11 protein-coding genes, 1 pseudogene and 1 riboswitch are annotated in these 16,358 nt (G+C 38.3%); of the genes and pseudogenes, 2 read left to right on the forward strand and 10 right to left on the reverse strand.

What is annotated here, in order from left to right; genetic code table 11:
* A partial coding sequence (locus ACQR30_RS01630) for a glycoside hydrolase domain-containing protein (protein WP_429730325.1) occupies positions 1-2,792 on the reverse strand: 2,792 nt, incomplete at its 3' end.
* 805 nt (positions 2,793-3,597) lie between these two features.
* Here ACQR30_RS01630 and asnS point away from each other — a divergent pair.
* On the forward strand, positions 3,598-5,034 hold the full coding sequence (gene asnS, locus ACQR30_RS01635) for an asparagine--tRNA ligase (protein ID WP_429730328.1): 1,437 nt from the start codon (positions 3,598-3,600) through the stop codon (positions 5,032-5,034).
* Between the two features lie 134 nt (positions 5,035-5,168).
* Here the strand turns inward: asnS and ACQR30_RS01640 are convergent, their stop codons facing one another.
* From ACQR30_RS01640 to ACQR30_RS01650, 3 genes are all read right to left on the reverse strand, one after another.
* Positions 5,169-6,497, reverse strand: coding sequence for an MATE family efflux transporter (locus tag ACQR30_RS01640; protein WP_429730331.1), 1,329 nt, complete (start codon positions 6,495-6,497; stop codon positions 5,169-5,171).
* A 262-nt stretch (positions 6,498-6,759) separates the two neighbouring features.
* Positions 6,760-7,569 carry an enoyl-ACP reductase FabI gene (locus ACQR30_RS01645; RefSeq protein ID WP_429730334.1) on the reverse strand — a complete coding sequence of 270 codons (810 nt, stop codon included), beginning with the start codon at positions 7,567-7,569 and terminating at the stop codon, positions 6,760-6,762.
* A gap of 225 nt (positions 7,570-7,794) precedes the next feature.
* Positions 7,795-8,313 (reverse strand): hypothetical protein, encoded by a 519-nt coding sequence (locus tag ACQR30_RS01650; RefSeq protein ID WP_429730337.1) that lies wholly within the window; start codon positions 8,311-8,313, stop codon positions 7,795-7,797.
* A gap of 77 nt (positions 8,314-8,390) precedes the next feature.
* Positions 8,391-8,487, forward strand: a riboswitch (TPP riboswitch).
* A gap of 77 nt (positions 8,488-8,564) precedes the next feature.
* Here ACQR30_RS01650 and pnuC point away from each other — a divergent pair.
* Positions 8,565-9,161 (forward strand): nicotinamide riboside transporter PnuC, encoded by a 597-nt coding sequence (gene pnuC / locus ACQR30_RS01655; protein ID WP_429730340.1) that lies wholly within the window; start codon positions 8,565-8,567, stop codon positions 9,159-9,161.
* Here the strand turns inward: pnuC and ACQR30_RS01660 are convergent.
* The 6 genes and pseudogenes from ACQR30_RS01660 to ACQR30_RS01685 form a co-directional block, all read right to left on the reverse strand.
* On the reverse strand, positions 9,154-10,710 hold the full coding sequence (locus tag ACQR30_RS01660; protein ID WP_429730342.1) for a SulP family inorganic anion transporter: 1,557 nt from the start codon (positions 10,708-10,710) through the stop codon (positions 9,154-9,156). The genes pnuC and ACQR30_RS01660 overlap by 8 nt on opposite strands.
* A gap of 87 nt (positions 10,711-10,797) precedes the next feature.
* The gene (locus ACQR30_RS01665; protein WP_429730345.1) at positions 10,798-12,093 is read right to left on the reverse strand and encodes an ABC1 kinase family protein; all 1,296 of its coding nucleotides are present in this window, start codon (positions 12,091-12,093) and stop codon (positions 10,798-10,800) included.
* A gap of 4 nt (positions 12,094-12,097) precedes the next feature.
* Positions 12,098-12,775 carry a TetR family transcriptional regulator C-terminal domain-containing protein gene (locus ACQR30_RS01670; protein ID WP_429730348.1) on the reverse strand — a complete coding sequence of 226 codons (678 nt, stop codon included), beginning with the start codon at positions 12,773-12,775 and terminating at the stop codon, positions 12,098-12,100.
* 333 nt (positions 12,776-13,108) lie between these two features.
* Positions 13,109-14,359, reverse strand: a complete 1,251-nt coding sequence (locus tag ACQR30_RS01675; RefSeq protein ID WP_429730351.1) for a hypothetical protein — start codon at positions 14,357-14,359, stop codon at positions 13,109-13,111.
* Between the two features lie 25 nt (positions 14,360-14,384).
* Positions 14,385-16,106 carry a DNA repair protein RecN gene (gene recN, locus ACQR30_RS01680; RefSeq protein WP_429730354.1) on the reverse strand — a complete coding sequence of 574 codons (1,722 nt, stop codon included), beginning with the start codon at positions 16,104-16,106 and terminating at the stop codon, positions 14,385-14,387.
* Between the two features lie 69 nt (positions 16,107-16,175).
* Positions 16,176-16,358, reverse strand: a pseudogene (locus tag ACQR30_RS01685) (energy transducer TonB); the annotation flags it as partial.

Genomic DNA, 16,358 nt, shown 5'->3' on the forward strand with positions numbered 1-16,358 from the left:
GATTTTACCGGATTATTATCGTCCCAATAGCCAATCATTGCAGCGTCGGTAATACCAAACTTATCCCACTCTTTCCATAACGGTCTCGGATCAGCTGTTTCGGACCATTTCAAACGATCCGTCATTCCGTATACCATACCGCGCCAAGGATTCCCGTCGTGTTCCAACATTTCGCCCATCAGGCCAAAAGGAATACCAGACATTTCGGTGAGATAATAATCTTTGGAGCTATTTTCGTAATCAAATTTTTCCCCAAACCACAAACGATTAATATAAGGGAAAAGCTCCATATATAACATCGCACTATTGATATATCCGTCTGCTTTATCATATTGACTAGCCGAGTGCAGGTCTATCAAACCGGCATGTCCATCCTGCTTTAAAGCCCGCTTGTTGCGTTTCATAATATCTCTGTCAAAAGCTACATCATCTAAATACACACCATCAATGCCGATATTTTTGGTCAACCAACCCATGCCTTCTACATAATAGTTATGCCAACGACTCATATCTCCATTGATGATAGCTGCATCTTTTACCTCAGGTGTAAACCAACCACTGATGTAAGTTGGGTCCAGATGCTCGCGCAGCCAAGAGTAACCCCCGCCTTTCCCTTTGGAATAGATTTCGTTTCCTAAGCTAAACAAAGCAGGCAACTCATAAGCGCGATTCGAAAGCTCACGTACCGTATTGTAAATTTTTACTTTCATTCCATCGCGATGTGCGCTATCAATATAAGCTTTCATCTCCTTTGTTTGAATAAAAGGATAATTGATATAGGCATTGATAGGGGTACCCTGATGAATATTTATTACTGAGACACCCCAGGATTTAGCCGTATCGGGATTCACATATTTGTGTAAATAACGATTGGCGAAATGTTCTTTCGTTTCTAACGGATGAAAGGGTGTTATCAATAAACGGAAATTATAAAACAAAGTATCACCCTTCTTCATGCTGCGGGGACCGGTATAATTATTGGCCAAAACAGATGATCCTTTTAGAAAAATATTAATACCGCCCTTGCCGTCATTCCCCCAAGAACTTGGCAACACCAAGGGTTTTTGCAGATAAAAATTAGTATTCAGCGGACGTGTATAATGCTGGTCACGCAACGAATATTGTAATCCTCCATTTACGTCCCCCACCCATGCACCATCTTGATTTTTATGCGCTACGTCCCATTTCCAAAGCACACTATCGGGGCGCTGCTGACCTATATTCCCCAAACCCATTGTGTATTTTGCAACAGCAGGTTCAAAAGGAATATGCATTTCCACATCCTTTAAATCTATATTTTGTAAAGCGATTACACGCACGGTATAGTTCACAAATCCGTCAAATTCCAAAGAACCAGCTACATTCATATCTAATTGTGCAGAAGTGTTATCAACCTCCCAGGCAATGGTACCGGGCGTCTGCGTCGTATATCTTATTGCGGAGGAAGTGAAGGCAATATTTTTCCCTGCTGTATTAAAAAAATGAAAGTGAATTGGTTCTTCCAATAAATTTTTGGGCGTTTGACCAATAGCTGTCATAGCTTGGGTAAAATAACTTTGTATCTGCGCAGGAAATCCTGTTTTAGCAATAGTTAATTTTCTACCCAAGAGTCCTATCTCATCGCCATTTCTCTCCAAAGGAATGTAAGGTTTAATGACAGTGTTTTTTTCATAGGCGGTTGAATTCAACCAAGTTAATCTCGTTTGCTTCCAAGGTTCATTTACACCGTGGTCCACTGCAACTTTATTCGCGACTTTTAAAGAGATTTTAATAGTCCGCGATGGCGCGTTATCAACTGTAATGGTGGCAGTACCAGTGTAATTTCCCGCTTTCGCATCATTGGGAATATCGACAGTACACCATAAGGCTTGTACTGTTTTGTTGGGTACGTTTACTGTAAAAGTCTCTGGAACACCGACCCAGTTTATGCCTTTGTTATTGATGCATTCCATCACATTTTTACTAATGGTTGCGCCACCCGCAGATGTTAAATCGGAAAAAATAACTTTTACATTTTTCAAATTTTCCTCTAAGGGATAAATTCCCAATTGATAGGCAAAATTCTCACCGCGCAGAGCCTCGTCTGAGAAAGCATTTTTCGCACCACTTGCTATCCATCTCTCTGGCAAATCTTTTGTCATTCGAATGCAATGCATTCTATCTTCAGGAAAAACCAAGTAGTCTTTACCGCCATTTTCTTCGATCAAAGCTTGCGTTTCCTTGGCAGTCGCAATTATCTCCATTGGATAGAAACTATTAAAAACATCTACAGACTGCAGCTCAGTTGCCACAGCGTCTACCGTCAAATGGTCTATTTTTGACAACCAATCTTCGCTCGGTGTTTCACTGGGCTTTTTATAAATCGTTTGGGGGTAATATGTGCCTTTTAAATGATAAGGCATGTAATACACATAATATTGACCAGCTCCCGAAGTAGGTTGAAAATAGATTGTTCCTTGTTCACGCGACACATCTTCAACTTTTACATTTTTTACAATGGTGTTGGTCTGTGCATCTATCACTACGATATCCTTAGCTTGCGGATTCTCATCTCTTCTGCGCCAAGGAATAATTACTTTGGCTACATCACCTTTTGATTTTACTACGACCACCACACGATGATTACCCAAACTATCTGGATTCCAACTATCGTGAGCGTTGGTGTATTTCAGTAGTCTGGTTTGTGCTGTAGCACATAAAGTAAAAAGGCTGAACAAGCCGGCTATCCAAAACTTTTGCATAAAGAGTAGGTATTTTGATAAGAGGGAAGATACACCTTTTCTTCTTTTCATAAAAGAGCAAACGTTTGCAACAATTCCTTGACCTCAAAACACAATTTCATTTACACGACAGCAAAAGCACTTGCGAATCAAAGGTAGCCTTTATCTTGATATTGTTGTCTTGCCATAATTCCAGGTGGGGCTCCCATTTTTACCTGCATAGTCATAATCCTCATTTCTGATATTTGTCTTAATACCTTCATTTGCTTCCCTCTATATTACGAGCCCAGAACTAAGTGTGGTCACCCTGCTGTTCTTGCTATTGTCCAGCAGAAGCTGGATCTTAAAAGTTGAAAGTACCCCACCAAAGCATAATTAAATGCGAGATCTTCTTAATTATAATGCCCAAGTATCAAAGACCTGGCTGTCTATCTTCTATTACCCGGGGGTTTTTCGCAGCCGGCCATCGTGCTTTCCATTATTGGTGGGATCTATCTAGCTCGACAGCACTGGATTATTAAATCCACGCACATCTTGTATCGAACCAAAAAGTGATCAAAAGAATGATTTTCCTGCCGATGCCAATAAGAGGTTGCCCTAAAAGTCTCACGACCATGCAAGTAACCGCAGACTCCCTTGCATGCGGTGGAACAGAAATTACGATGGGTCACAGCATGTATCTAATCATGATTGGAAGTTAGTATTAAAAATATTCATTGCTTCATTAATAGAAACTTCATAAAGCATTAAAAATTACATAAATACAGATAAAAACAGTTCATTTTTACTGAAACATGTGTCTACTACTTAAAACTTGCCGCTTATCATTCATCCCTTAGCACAATTAATTTATATTTGCAGCCTAATTTCAAAATAGATGTTTAACAAAAGAACGAAAATTAAAGACTTGCTTTCAGGTGAGAAAACCGGACAGGAAGTGACAGTAATGGGTTGGGTGCGCACTTTTCGCAACAATCAATTTATAGCTATAAATGATGGAAGTACTAACAATAATATTCAAATTGTAATAGAGCTCGGATTGATTGATGATGCTACTTCAAAACGCATTACCACTGGTGCTTCACTAAAAGTATCTGGAAAATTGATTGAGTCTTTAGGTAAAGGCCAAAAGGTAGAAATCAAAGCAACATCGTTAGAAATTTTGGGTGATAGTGATGCGGAAAAATACCCTTTGCAACCTAAGAAACATAGCTTAGAGTTTTTGCGAGAGAAGGCTCATCTACGTTTTCGCACCAATACCTTTGGAGCGATATTTCGCATACGTCACGCACTCGCATTTGCTGTCCATCAATTTTTCAATGATCGTGGTTTTGTGTATTTACACACACCCATATTGACCGCCAGTGATGCTGAAGGTGCAGGTGAAATGTTTCAGGTGACGACTTTGCCGTTGAACAATGCACCGACAAAAGCCGATGGCACCATAGATTTTTCACAAGACTTCTTTGGCAAAGCCACCAACCTCACTGTGTCGGGGCAATTGGAAGGCGAATTAGGTGCGATGGCGTTCAGCGATATCTATACGTTCGGCCCTACTTTTCGGGCAGAAAATTCCAACACCGCAAGACATCTTGCCGAATTCTGGATGATAGAACCTGAAATGGCCTTTTACGATCTGGAAGACAATAGAAACTTAGCAGAAGAATTTATCAAATATCTGATTGGCTATGCAATGAAGCATAACATGGAAGATTTGGAATTTTTAGACACGCGTTTAAAAGAAGAAGAGAATTCTTTACCGCAAGATAAACGCAGCGAAATGAATCTGATAGAAAAACTAGAGTTTGTTTTGAACAATAGTTTTGAGCATATTACTTATACTGAAGCAATTGACATTTTATTAGCATCACCTGCCTATAAAAAGAAGAAATTTAAATACGATGTACAATGGGGTATCGATTTGCAAAGTGAACATGAGCGCTATTTAGTAGAAAAACATTTTAAAAAACCGGTAATTGTTACCGATTATCCCAAAGACATCAAGGCTTTTTACATGCGTCAAAATGATGATGGCAAAACTGTTGCTGCAATGGATATTTTAGCGCCGGGCATCGGTGAGATCGTCGGCGGTTCACAAAGAGAAGAGCGCTTAGACAAACTGGAAAACCGCATGAAAGAAATGGATATTCCTAGCGAAGAAATGAGTTGGTATTTAGATACACGCCGCTTCGGAACTGTGCCACACGCGGGTTTCGGATTGGGATTTGAACGTATGGTTTTATTTGTAACCGGAATGACCAATATCCGTGACGTAATTCCTTTCGCCAGAACACCGAAAAATTGTGAATTTTAAATGAAAGAATAACGATAAAAACAAAGCGCGTAACGACTTTTTTCGTTGCGCCTTTTTTATTAGGCATTCCTGTAAAACAATTCAATATATGAGGACGAAGATGGGATACTGGCCCCAAAAGAAAAAAAGGTTTATTATTTTTGCCTCCTTGTGATTTTAAGAAATCGATAGCTTAAAAAACAAGCAGAAAATGTAAGTCCCAGAATAAAGCCCAACCATATCCCCGCAGCGCCGAAATTCATTTTAACCGCCATAAAATAACCAACAGGAAGGCCCACTACCCAGTATGCAATAGCAATTAAATAGGTAGGGATCTTTACATCTTTTATTCCGCGAAGTAAGCCTGCACTTACCGCCTGCGTGCTATCGGAAATTTGAAATATAGCAGCAAATAAAAGTAAATAACTCGCCAGCTCCGCCACCTCTTTATTTTTATTAAAGAGCAATGGCAGTCCATTACGAAATATAACAAAGCTAATTGCACAACAAAGCCCGTAAGTCAGCGCCATGAGTAACGTCCCTTTCCCAATTATTCGAATCTTAGACCAATTTTTTGTACCAAAAGCATTGCTGGCACGAATAGACCCACCTTGCGCTAAACCCATAGAAACCATAAAAGTAAAGGAGGCACAAATTAATGCAATTTGATGGGCGGCAAGTGCAACAGAACTAATCGTTCCGATGAGAATCCCGGAAATGGCAAAGGCTCCCGCTTCCATTCCAATTTGCAAACTACTAGGCACACCGATATGCAGCAGCCGTTTAATTGTCCGCCATTTTATTTGCCATTGATTTTTTCTAACAGCAATGTATTTTCGAAAGGTCCTATGACTTAAAATAATGAGACCTAAAAGCAAGAAAATTAGGGTTCGCGTAATTAGCGTTCCCCATCCGGCTCCAATCAGTTCTAATCTAGGTGCACCCAAATTACCAAAAATTAAAATCCAGTTAATGAACGCATTTAGAGGTAATGACAAAAGTGACAAAATCATAGCAGTCCGCGTAAATTCTAAACCATCCGTGAACTGTTTTAAAGCCATAAACAAAATCATAGGAATAATAGACCAGCCCATTAATCGAAGAAAAGGCGCCGCAAGTCTCGCGACTTCGGGGTCCTGGTCCAAATGAAAAATAATGTTTTTACCCAGCTCTAATCCTCCAGAAATAAGTAGCGCAGCTATTGCACAAAGCCAGAACCCATTATAAAAAAAATGAGAAACGAGCTGGCCATCTTTACGGCCGTGTGCCATGGAAACCATTTGTGAAACGGCAAACGTAATACCAATACCAAAGACAAAAGGAATATTAATTACACTCATCACCAATGCCGCAGCTGCCAGTTGCTTATAATTGACAGAGCCTATCATGGCCGTATCTATTATATGCAGAGATATCTGCGCTAATTCCCCAAGTATGATGGGTAGCGAAAGTTTTAATGTTTTCTTAGATTCCAATAGCAGCATATCGATTTCATCTTTTTAAATGAACGGCGTCAAAAATAGACGGATTAATTTGAAAATAAAAAGAATTTTTAATGCTATGTTCTTTAAAACCAAAAGCCGCATGACAATGTCAATACGGCTTTTAAGAAATTCTCGGTTGGGGTCTTCTCCAATCGATAAAAACTTATTAATTGAGATAATCAGATCACCTGTTGCTCAGATCCCTGCAGCTGTTCCCATAATTGCGCGTAAGTGAAGCAGTCATCGAACAATCTCAATAAGGCTATGCCATTTTATCCACCACTTGTTGTGTTACGCCGGTTGAACTGTAACCACCATCATGAAATAGATTCTGCATAGTTACGTATTTTGTAAGATCACTGAAAATAGTAACGCAATAATCTGCGAAAGCATCTGCGGTCGCATTCCCAAGGGGACTCATCGCTTCAGCAAAATTCATAAACCCATCAAAGCCTTTTACACCACTACCTGCTGTCGTGCGTGTAGGGGATTGAGAAATAGTGTTTACACGCACTTTATTTTTAATGCCATAATGATAGCCAAAACTACGGGCGATGCTCTCCAGCAAAGATTTTGCATCTGCCATTTCATTATAATCAGGGAAAACTTTTTGAGCCGCAATATAAGTAAGCGCCACTACGCTTGCCCATTCATTTAAGGCGTCTTTTTCGAAAGCCACTTGTAATACTTTATGAAAACTTACCGCAGAAATATCTAAGGTCTTCATCTCAAATTCATGGTTCAAAGCCGTATAAGGATTGCCTTTACGAATATTTACACTCATTCCTACGCTGTGCAAGATAAAATCTATTTTGCCTCCAAAATGTTCCATCGTTTTATCGAACAAATTGTTCAAATCTTCCATATTTGTCACATCCGCACCGATAACAGGGGCATTTGTGGCTTCAGCGAGTTTGTTGATCTCGCCCATGCGCAGAGCGATAGGTGCATTACTCAAAACAAGTTCAGCGCCTTCTTCGTAGCATTTCAAAGCCGTTTTCCAGGCAAGCGATTGATCGTTTAACGCGCCAAATATGATTCCTTTTTTTCCTTTTAATAAGTTATACGACATGGGTTTTATTTTTATTAAAAATAATATACGGCAAAGAAAAGGAATTTTTACGGCTTATATTATTAATATAAAAATTATTTAGCCCCTCGCATAATTCATAAAGGATCAAAGAATGTTATTTGATACATTGTATTGGCGTATCCAAAGGCTATTAACGCCAATAAACTTTCCCCCATTTCGTATTCTTAATTTCAATTTTCACGAAAAATTGGTATGCAATAACACTTATTTCATTTCCTGTAAATCTTTTGAATCAATGGCATATTCACGGCGAACGATATTGCCTTTGCTGTTTTTTGTTTCCTGCCAAAACTGATTGTTGTAATAATTTTTGATATCTTTTGTGCAATCGAAAACCGCGTTAGATCCTCGCAAAAGCGGGAAGCCGCAAGCAGTATCTATTTTTTCTTTATTACCCCCAATCATTTTGATAACTCCCGGTATAGCCGGCTGTTCAAAAACCAGCGGGCAGTTATTTGTACACACAAAATAAGTAATAGAATAAGTAGAATCTGGTAATATCCTGATTGAGTCTCTCGAGAAACTCAGTGTGTCTTTACCGTCTTGCCTATAGGTCTTTCCACCGTACACAAGGATTACCGCTTCATTGAGTGTATTGTGAACTGCTGTTGTAAAAGTATACCCGCCTTGCTTTTCGTTGTCCTTTTTACAACCCGGAAGAGAAAGAAAGATCACCATACCTAAACCAAGAACGAATAATATAGAAAGGTTTTTCTTTTGCATAATAAACTTTTTGGGGAAACGAGTTTAACGAACAAAATGCAACAGCTCAAAAAAAAATGCACTAATTTGCGCCTGAATAAAGCATCACGGGGCGCTGAGATTTTCCAGCTGAGAAGTTTACCCGTTTTACCTGAACAGGATAATGCCTGCGTAGGAATGATGAGTTAAGCAAAATGCATAAAGTCTCAAACGGAGTGCTGAAGGCTTAATACTACTAACAATTCCACCCGCATTTTCCACAAAATTGAACAATGGACTTTTTTACTGTGATCGAATTAGCATCGGTAATCTTCGGATTGCTCTACGTCATCTTGATGATGCGACAAAATATTTGGTGTTGGATATGCGGTATTCTTTCCAGCGGATTATATATTTTTTCATGTTTTCATGCAAAAATTTATTTAGAAGCCGGGTTGAACTTTTATTATGTAGTCATAGGTTTTTACGGATGGTTCCTTTGGTTAAAAAGAAAAAACAATGACGACGACGAGGAAAGACATCTGCAAGTAACCGAATGGCGGGCGTCTGCACACATCATCAACATTGCTATCTGTATTTTCCTTACTTTGTTTTTAGGTAAAATAATGCAACTGCATACCGATTCACCAAGGCCATATTTTGATGCGGCCATTACCGTTTTCGGGTTTAGTGCGACCATTTTGGAAGCTCGCAAAATATTATCTGCTTGGATTTATTGGTTCATCATCAACGGTGCTTCTATCTTATTAATGATTGACAGACGCATGCCTTTTTATGCGATTCTCTCCGCAGTAACAACCTTACTTTGTATAAGAGGATATTTAGATTGGAAGAAAAGCAAAGAGACATTTGAAAAAGCTTTCACTTAATAATTTTATTTGAATTCAAACTCGTTGCGACACTATAGGTGGGGTCTTCTAAAATATTTACATCTATCACATCTTCCGCATTTTTTAATAGCAGCTTGCAATCCCTACTCAAATGTTTCAAATGTAATTTCTTCCCCGCATTTTTATAGCGTTCTGTCAATTTGTTTAAAGTATCAATACCAGACATATCTGCGACCCGACTTTCCTTAAAATCAATAATGACTTCATTGGGATCACCCGCTACATCAAACTTTTCGAGAAAGGCCGTTGTAGAAGCAAAAAATAATGGGCCGTACATCTCATAATGTTTGGTGCCGTTTTCATCCACATATTTTCTAGCTCGGATTCGCTTAGCACTTTCCCATGCAAAAACCAATGCCGAAATGATCACACCAATCAAAACGGCCAAAGCGAGGTTTTTCAAAAATATAGTTATCACGGCAACTAATATCCCAATAAACACATCCGAGCTGGGCATCTTGTTGATAATTCTAAAACTTATCCATTCAAAAGTTCCAAAAGCAACCATGATCATCACACCTGTTAAAGCTGCCATTGGTAAGCGTCCTATTACCGGTGCACCGACTAAAATAATTACCAAAATTGTAAGTGCCGCGACAATTCCCGACAGTCTGGCTCTAGAGCCGGCCGAAAGGTTTACTAAAGTTTGGGCAATCATCGGACACCCACCCATTCCATTGAAAAATCCATTTAATAGATTTGCAGCACCTTGCGCTATACATTCTTTATTGGCGTTACCTTTGTTCCCTGTAATTTCATCGACTAAATTTAATGTCAACAAACCTTCCGTTAATCCAACACAAGACATTATTAATCCGTAAGGGAACACAACCCATAATGTATTTAAAGTGAAGGGCACTACAGGAATATGAAAAGGTGGAAAATTACCACTTACCGATGCAATATCTTTTACCATTTTAGTATCAATACGAAAAAAGTAAACGAGGGCAAACACCACTATGATGGCTGCTAATGCAGGCGGAACAATTTTAGTAAATTTCGGCAATAAAACCATAATAGCGATCGACAAAATCACCAACCCAACCATTGTATATAAATGTGCTCCACTCATCCAAGTAGCCGCTGGACCTTCGCCAATTTTAAACTGATGCATTTGGGCTAAAAAAATCACAACTGCCAAGCCATTTACAAAGCCATACATTACAGATTGCGGAACCAACCGAATAAATTTCCCCAACTTAAACACACCAATAATTATTTGCAAAATACCCGCAATTGCTACTGCTGCAAAAACGTATTCCAGCCCATGCAGCTTCATCAAAGCGATCAGCACAATTACAGTCGATCCGGCCCCGCCCGAAACCAGTCCCCGCCGCCCACCAAAAATAGCCGTAACCAGCCCCATAATAAAGGCAGCATACAAACCCGTTAACGGCGGAAATCCGGCCAAGATAGCAAATGACAAAGATTCTGGAATCATTGTCATAGCTACGGTAAAACCCGCAAGAACTTCTGTTCGATATTTTATTTTTTGATTAAAGTCAAAGAGATTTGGCAATAATTTCATTCATAATAGGGCTTGGTAAAGCCGCGAAAGTAAGTCTCTTTTGAAGAATTACAGGCATTACAAGATTAATTTTTAGTCAAACTCTTTCTAAGAATGGCGGTAATTCCTGGTATTTACTGTAGCCTTCAACTCATTGAGAATGGTATATAATCCGAAGTTGGTTCTATTGATATAAATAAAATGCTTCACCCCCCGCGGTTGTTTAAATTCAGGCATTTTTGTGATTTTTTCACCCCAAGTATATAAATCTTCAAAAAAATCGTTGCCACTAAAATCAAAAGTCTCACTTGCATAAGGCAATGAAAATAAGGCAATCATTTCTTTATAAGCATTATAATAAAACGCTTCCTGCTTCTTATTATCACTGCTTAAGATCAATTCCAATTGTTTAAAGGCCTTAATTGTTGCTTCTTTATTTTGCATAAACCCCGGTTGAACAAGCGCAAAAAATGGTTCGTAAAAATCGTCAGGGATCTCTTTTATACACCCAAAATCAATGACCGCCAATTTTTCCCCTTCGATAATCAAAAAGTTTCCAGGATGCGGATCTGCATGAACTTTACGTAGGACGTGTTGTTGAAAATGATAAAAATCCCAAAGAGCTTGACCAATTTTATTTCTCAATCTCTGCGAAGGGTTTGTTTGCAAAAATTCTTTTAAATGCAATCCCTCCATCCAATCCATTGTGATAATTTTGTCGCTGGAATACGCAGGATAGTATTGCGGAAAAACTATATTATTCAGATTCTTGCAAGCAGTGGAAATTTCGATAGACCTTTTCACTTCTAGTTTATAATCTATCTCTTCGAGTAACCTTTCCTCCACTTCCTTGATATAAATATTCAAGTCCTTTTCATTCATTCCCAAAATGCGAAATGCAAAAGGCTTGACCAATTTTAAATCGGAAGAAATACTATCACCAACACCAGGATATTGAATTTTTATCGCTAATCTCTTACCGTTTAAAGTCGCCTGATGTACTTGCCCAATCGAAGCCGCATTTGTAGCATTTAAATTGAAAGAATCAAATAAATCCTGGGGGGTCTTACCAAAACTTTTTGTAAAAGTCCGCACAATTAATGGGCCGGAAAGTGGTGGCGCATTGTATTGAGATTGAGAGAACTTGTCAATGTAGGCAGTAGGCATTATGTTTTTGTCCATGCTCAGCATTTGTGCAATTTTTAAGGCTGAACCTTTCAATTGGCTTAACGACGCATAGATGTCCGTAGCATTATCTTCATTTAATTGGTCTTTATTCAAGCTGGGGTTAAACAATTTCTTTGAATAATGCTTGATGTAATTTCCGCCAATCTGTACGCCCGTTTTTATAAATTTAGCCGAACGTTCTACTTTAGATGAGGGCATCGATTCTTGTACTTTCATAAATTTATATCCCCATTTTTTCGTGCAGTTTGCCGTTTCGGATGATAAACTTTCCATACTCAAAAAGGTTATCAATTGGCGAACGTTGAAATAAATCGAAAGAAAGGTTGATACCCTTCTCAATAGCTTCATCTGTTTTTTCAAAATCCTTGCTTTGATCGTCTACCCAAAAATTTAGAATAAAAACGAACTGGATACCAAGGCCATCTTTATATCTCTTACTCAAAAATTTCCTATCAGCCAGTTCACCCGAATCCAGCCCTTGTTTAATTACATTGTCAGCAAAATTCTGAAAATCTTCTTTTGCCCGGTGCAATACTTCCGGTGTGGAGAATCTTATAGTCGCCTTTTTCAAAGTGTAAACAACAAAACTTCGCTTACTCTTCAACAGTTCAATATAGCCATAAAAGAAAGAAAGTATTTTCTCACGGGAGCTATATTGGGACCAAACTTCTTGTCTCTGTATTTCAGCAATCGCTTTTCCCGTCAAATCTTCCCAAATAGATTTCTCAATGGCTATAAAGGAGGCGTAAAAGTCATAAAACGTAACTTCTGAAATTTTTAATGCTTTTGCAAAAAGATATACCGACTTTGGCGGTTCATTGTTTGTTAAAACATAATCAATATAAGCTTCTCGAATCTGATGAGCGTCAATGCCAGTTTTTTTTGCTGCTTTTGCCATAATAGAAGTTTTATAAACGTAAATTATTTCCGTCAAAAGTTTTAACGAGTATTATAATTTTCACTACTGATAAAGGTACATCATATAAGCCTTCAAAGCTGACCAAATCAATTGTATGTGTCGATATTTTAACAGAAGAAACAAAAGAAAAACGCGCAGATATTATTTTTGACTCGTTTTCTTTCCATGTCGTAAGGGAGCAGTGACAGCATTTTCGCCGCAAAATTTGTGTAATTTCCCCATAAAAATTAGAAATGTAAAGACGTGACTGCGCTATATGTCTGGCATGACACCCGCTTTACTAAAAAACAAGCGAAAATTCAATTTACCCATTTATTTATGATAAGGATACTCACTAATCCAATGAAAACCCCGGTTATTTAATAAGAAATCCTTTTTCCCTTTTCTGGTAAGAATTATCATTACAGGCACATTTCTAATTTCTCCATTTAATTTTAAGGTATCTCTATTAATAGTGTAAGAAAATTGGGCAAAAACATCATTTTCATCTATTGGTTTTATGACAATAGTTTTTCTTGATGAGTCTATTTCTGATTTATATCTTGTTGATTTTTCATCTTCGAAAATAATTCCTAAATAACCCTTATAATTAATATACATGTTCTTCCACTTGCGATAGTCACTTTTGTCAAAAAGTATACTGTCCTTATTTCCCCAAGCCATTGCACGGGTCGTATAAAGACCCTCAAGAGGAGGCACAGTTTTCTGTAAGGTTGGCAACATCGAAGAGATACAGCTGTGAAATAGGTAGATTACAAGTACTACTTTCATTAAGCCAATCAAAAATTCCATCCTCTTATTTTTAACCCTCAGCTTTTTATAGTTAAGCGTCTCACTTTTGTGTAAGATAAAAAAGTTAAAAAGGATCTTCCAGTCATAACTCAGAATAAAAATGCATAATAAAAGCAGGTGCGAAGAAAATATTTTGACAGGTACATCATAGGTGAAATTAAGAATCACTATCATTAAGATGGCCGTCATTGAAAATAATGCTCCAAAGGTCTTTGTCCTCCTAAAGAGTAAAAGCGTCCCTCCGATTACCTCAATTAATCCCGTAATAAAAGTATAAGGTCTTGACGCGCCCATAAATGTCCAAAGTATTCCCATAGGTGACATATTACCGACCCGCTCCAACAATGCGTGATAGCCGTTGGAAGGAAATTGCCCATTAAATACTTTAGCAAAACCATATGTCAACAAAGAAAATGCAACAAAATAGCGCGCAATCACAATTACAAAAAGATATAATTGTCGATAACTTTTGCGCTTATAATCCAATAACAATATAATAATTCCCAGCAGCAAAGCCACTAGTAAGTTTACCAGTATCAAGACATAATCAAAAGTTGTATCACCACTCCCCGTAGCGCCAATTCTTTGTAATTTTGGCAGGTGTAAAAATGACTTGCCAAACCAAGGAATTAATCTCTGGTAACAGGGAACAAAAAGGTTCTGATAGGGTATTTGATAGTGAAACTGAGAAGTAAATATAAATATCAATACATAACACACTATCCACAGGCTAAAAAATCTTGTTAAGAAAGAATTTTGTTTTTCCATCATGGTATGTTATTTATACGGAGAAAAATTATCCTTCCATCATTTCCTTCGCGCTCTGTAGCGCCGCTGCCGAAGGCTTCTCCCCGCCTAACATCTGGGCGATTGTGTGCATTCGCTTTACTTCGTCTAAAACACGAATATTGGTTTTTATTTTATCCCCAACTTCTTCCTTATACACATAAAAATGAGTGTGCGCTTTGGCCGCAATTTGCGGTTGATGTGTAATGGCAATTATCTGTATATTAGCCGATAAAGCCTTCATAATAATACCTACTTGTTTGGCGGCCTCCCCGGAAATTCCGCTATCAATTTCATCAAAAATCAAAGTTGGCAGTTCTATATTTTCAGCCACTAAGGATTTTATGCAAAGCATTAACCGGCTAAGCTCCCCACCACTAGCGACTTTTCTAATGGGTTCAAAACGATTGCTTTTGTTGGCATCGAACAAAAATTCTATTTGATTGATCCCATAAAAATTAAGTTCCTTTTCGGTGAAAATATTCACCTGCAGCCTCGCATTAGGCATGCCCACCTGCGTTAATTTGTCGGTAACAGAATTTTGGATTTTCTGCTTTTGTTGCTGGCGCGACGCATCTATTTTCTTAGCTATCTCAAAAGCTTGGCTAAGCAAATCGTTGACTTGTTTCCCCAATGACTCAATTTGTTCATCAATATTTAGACTTGCTTCTAATTTTGTAGCTAGCTCCTTTTTCAATTGAATTAATTCATTGGTTGTACTTATACCATGTTTCTTCAACAATTTATAACCCATATCTATCCTGTCGTTGATCACTTGCATCCGCTGCTCATCAAAACCAAACTCATTGTTTAAGCCTTCTATATCTTGAGCGATGTCCTGCAGTTCTATTTGCGTACTTTTTAAGCGTCCAACGATTTCCGCAATTTGTTGATGAAATTTCTGGAACGAATCCAACTTTGCAATAACCTGCTTTATCGCTTGCAAAACAGGCTCTTCACTATCTTGCAGAGCAAAAGAGGCTTGCGTTAGTGCCAATTTTATTTCCTCCGAATTCGATAATAATTGCAACTCCTCATCTAAGTCTTCCAGTTCATTCTCTTTAAAATTCTGCTCTGAAAGTTCATCATACTGGTACTGGAAAAAATCTGCTTCTTTATTAAATTCTATCTTTTTACTTTGTAGTTTTTGCAAATTATCTTTTGCAGAAAGCCATTGTTTGTAAATACTTTGATAAGACGAAAGCAAATGCTCATTCCCTGCCAACGCATCTACCACCTTTCTTTGAAAGTCGCTATCGCCAAGCTGCAAAGTATCAAACTGTTGGTGCAAATCGACCAACAACGAGGCCAATTCACGCAGCTGTTGCAAGGTCACTGGTGTATCATTTACAAAAGCACGAGATTTCCCATTTGCTGCAATTTCCCGACGAACGATTAATTCGCCTTCATTATCCAAATCATTATTCAACAAAAAATCAATAGCTGATGCATTTTTTTTCAAAGAAAAAACCGCCTCAACAACACATTTCTTATCGCTGTATTTTAGGGTGGAAGTGTCGGCACGAGCCCCAAGGATCAAACCCAACGCCCCCATTAAAATACTTTTACCGGCACCTGTCTCACCAGTGATGATATTAAGCCCCTTTTGAAAGGCAACGTCTACTTCGTCGATAATCGCATAATTAATAATGTGCAGTTGTGTAATCACTTTTGTCCTTTTGTCTGCTGCGAATTTATAACAAAAAGCAAGAAAGAAAATAGCCTTACGCAATTAAAAGTTTTTAAACATAAATTATCTTTTAGCACCAAAGCCCATTATTGATTTATTGATGCGAACCATTTAATTATCTTGTACCTGAAAAATAATTCGCTGCGTTTGCCTAAATGCCACATATCTTCCATTTTGAATGGCCGGCGTCCATTTGGGGCCTTGCTCAATCACTCTTATGGCTTCAGCCGCAATACCAAAATCCGGGGTAGGACCCATCAAGGCCCTTACTTCTGAGATGGCTCCATTTGCGCT

Origin of the sequence: Arachidicoccus sp. (genome assembly GCF_050436765.1) — a bacterium.
Classification (GTDB): Bacteria; Bacteroidota; Bacteroidia; order Chitinophagales; family Chitinophagaceae; genus Arachidicoccus.

What these genes read in the sequence shown, in the direction of transcription:
- asnS (WP_429730328.1), top strand. Translation starts at nt 3,598, where the DNA reads ATGTTTAACAAAAGAACGAAAATTAAAGACTTGCTTTCAGGTGAGAAA.
- ACQR30_RS01640 (WP_429730331.1), bottom strand. Translation starts at nt 6,497, where the DNA reads ATGCTGCTATTGGAATCTAAGAAAACATTAAAACTTTCGCTACCCATC.
- ACQR30_RS01645 (WP_429730334.1), bottom strand. Translation starts at nt 7,569, where the DNA reads ATGTCGTATAACTTATTAAAAGGAAAAAAAGGAATCATATTTGGCGCG.
- ACQR30_RS01650 (WP_429730337.1), bottom strand. Translation starts at nt 8,313, where the DNA reads ATGCAAAAGAAAAACCTTTCTATATTATTCGTTCTTGGTTTAGGTATG.
- pnuC (WP_429730340.1), top strand. Translation starts at nt 8,565, where the DNA reads ATGGACTTTTTTACTGTGATCGAATTAGCATCGGTAATCTTCGGATTG.
- ACQR30_RS01660 (WP_429730342.1), bottom strand. Translation starts at nt 10,710, where the DNA reads ATGAAATTATTGCCAAATCTCTTTGACTTTAATCAAAAAATAAAATAT.
- ACQR30_RS01665 (WP_429730345.1), bottom strand. Translation starts at nt 12,093, where the DNA reads ATGAAAGTACAAGAATCGATGCCCTCATCTAAAGTAGAACGTTCGGCT.
- ACQR30_RS01670 (WP_429730348.1), bottom strand. Translation starts at nt 12,775, where the DNA reads ATGGCAAAAGCAGCAAAAAAAACTGGCATTGACGCTCATCAGATTCGA.
- ACQR30_RS01675 (WP_429730351.1), bottom strand. Translation starts at nt 14,359, where the DNA reads ATGATGGAAAAACAAAATTCTTTCTTAACAAGATTTTTTAGCCTGTGG.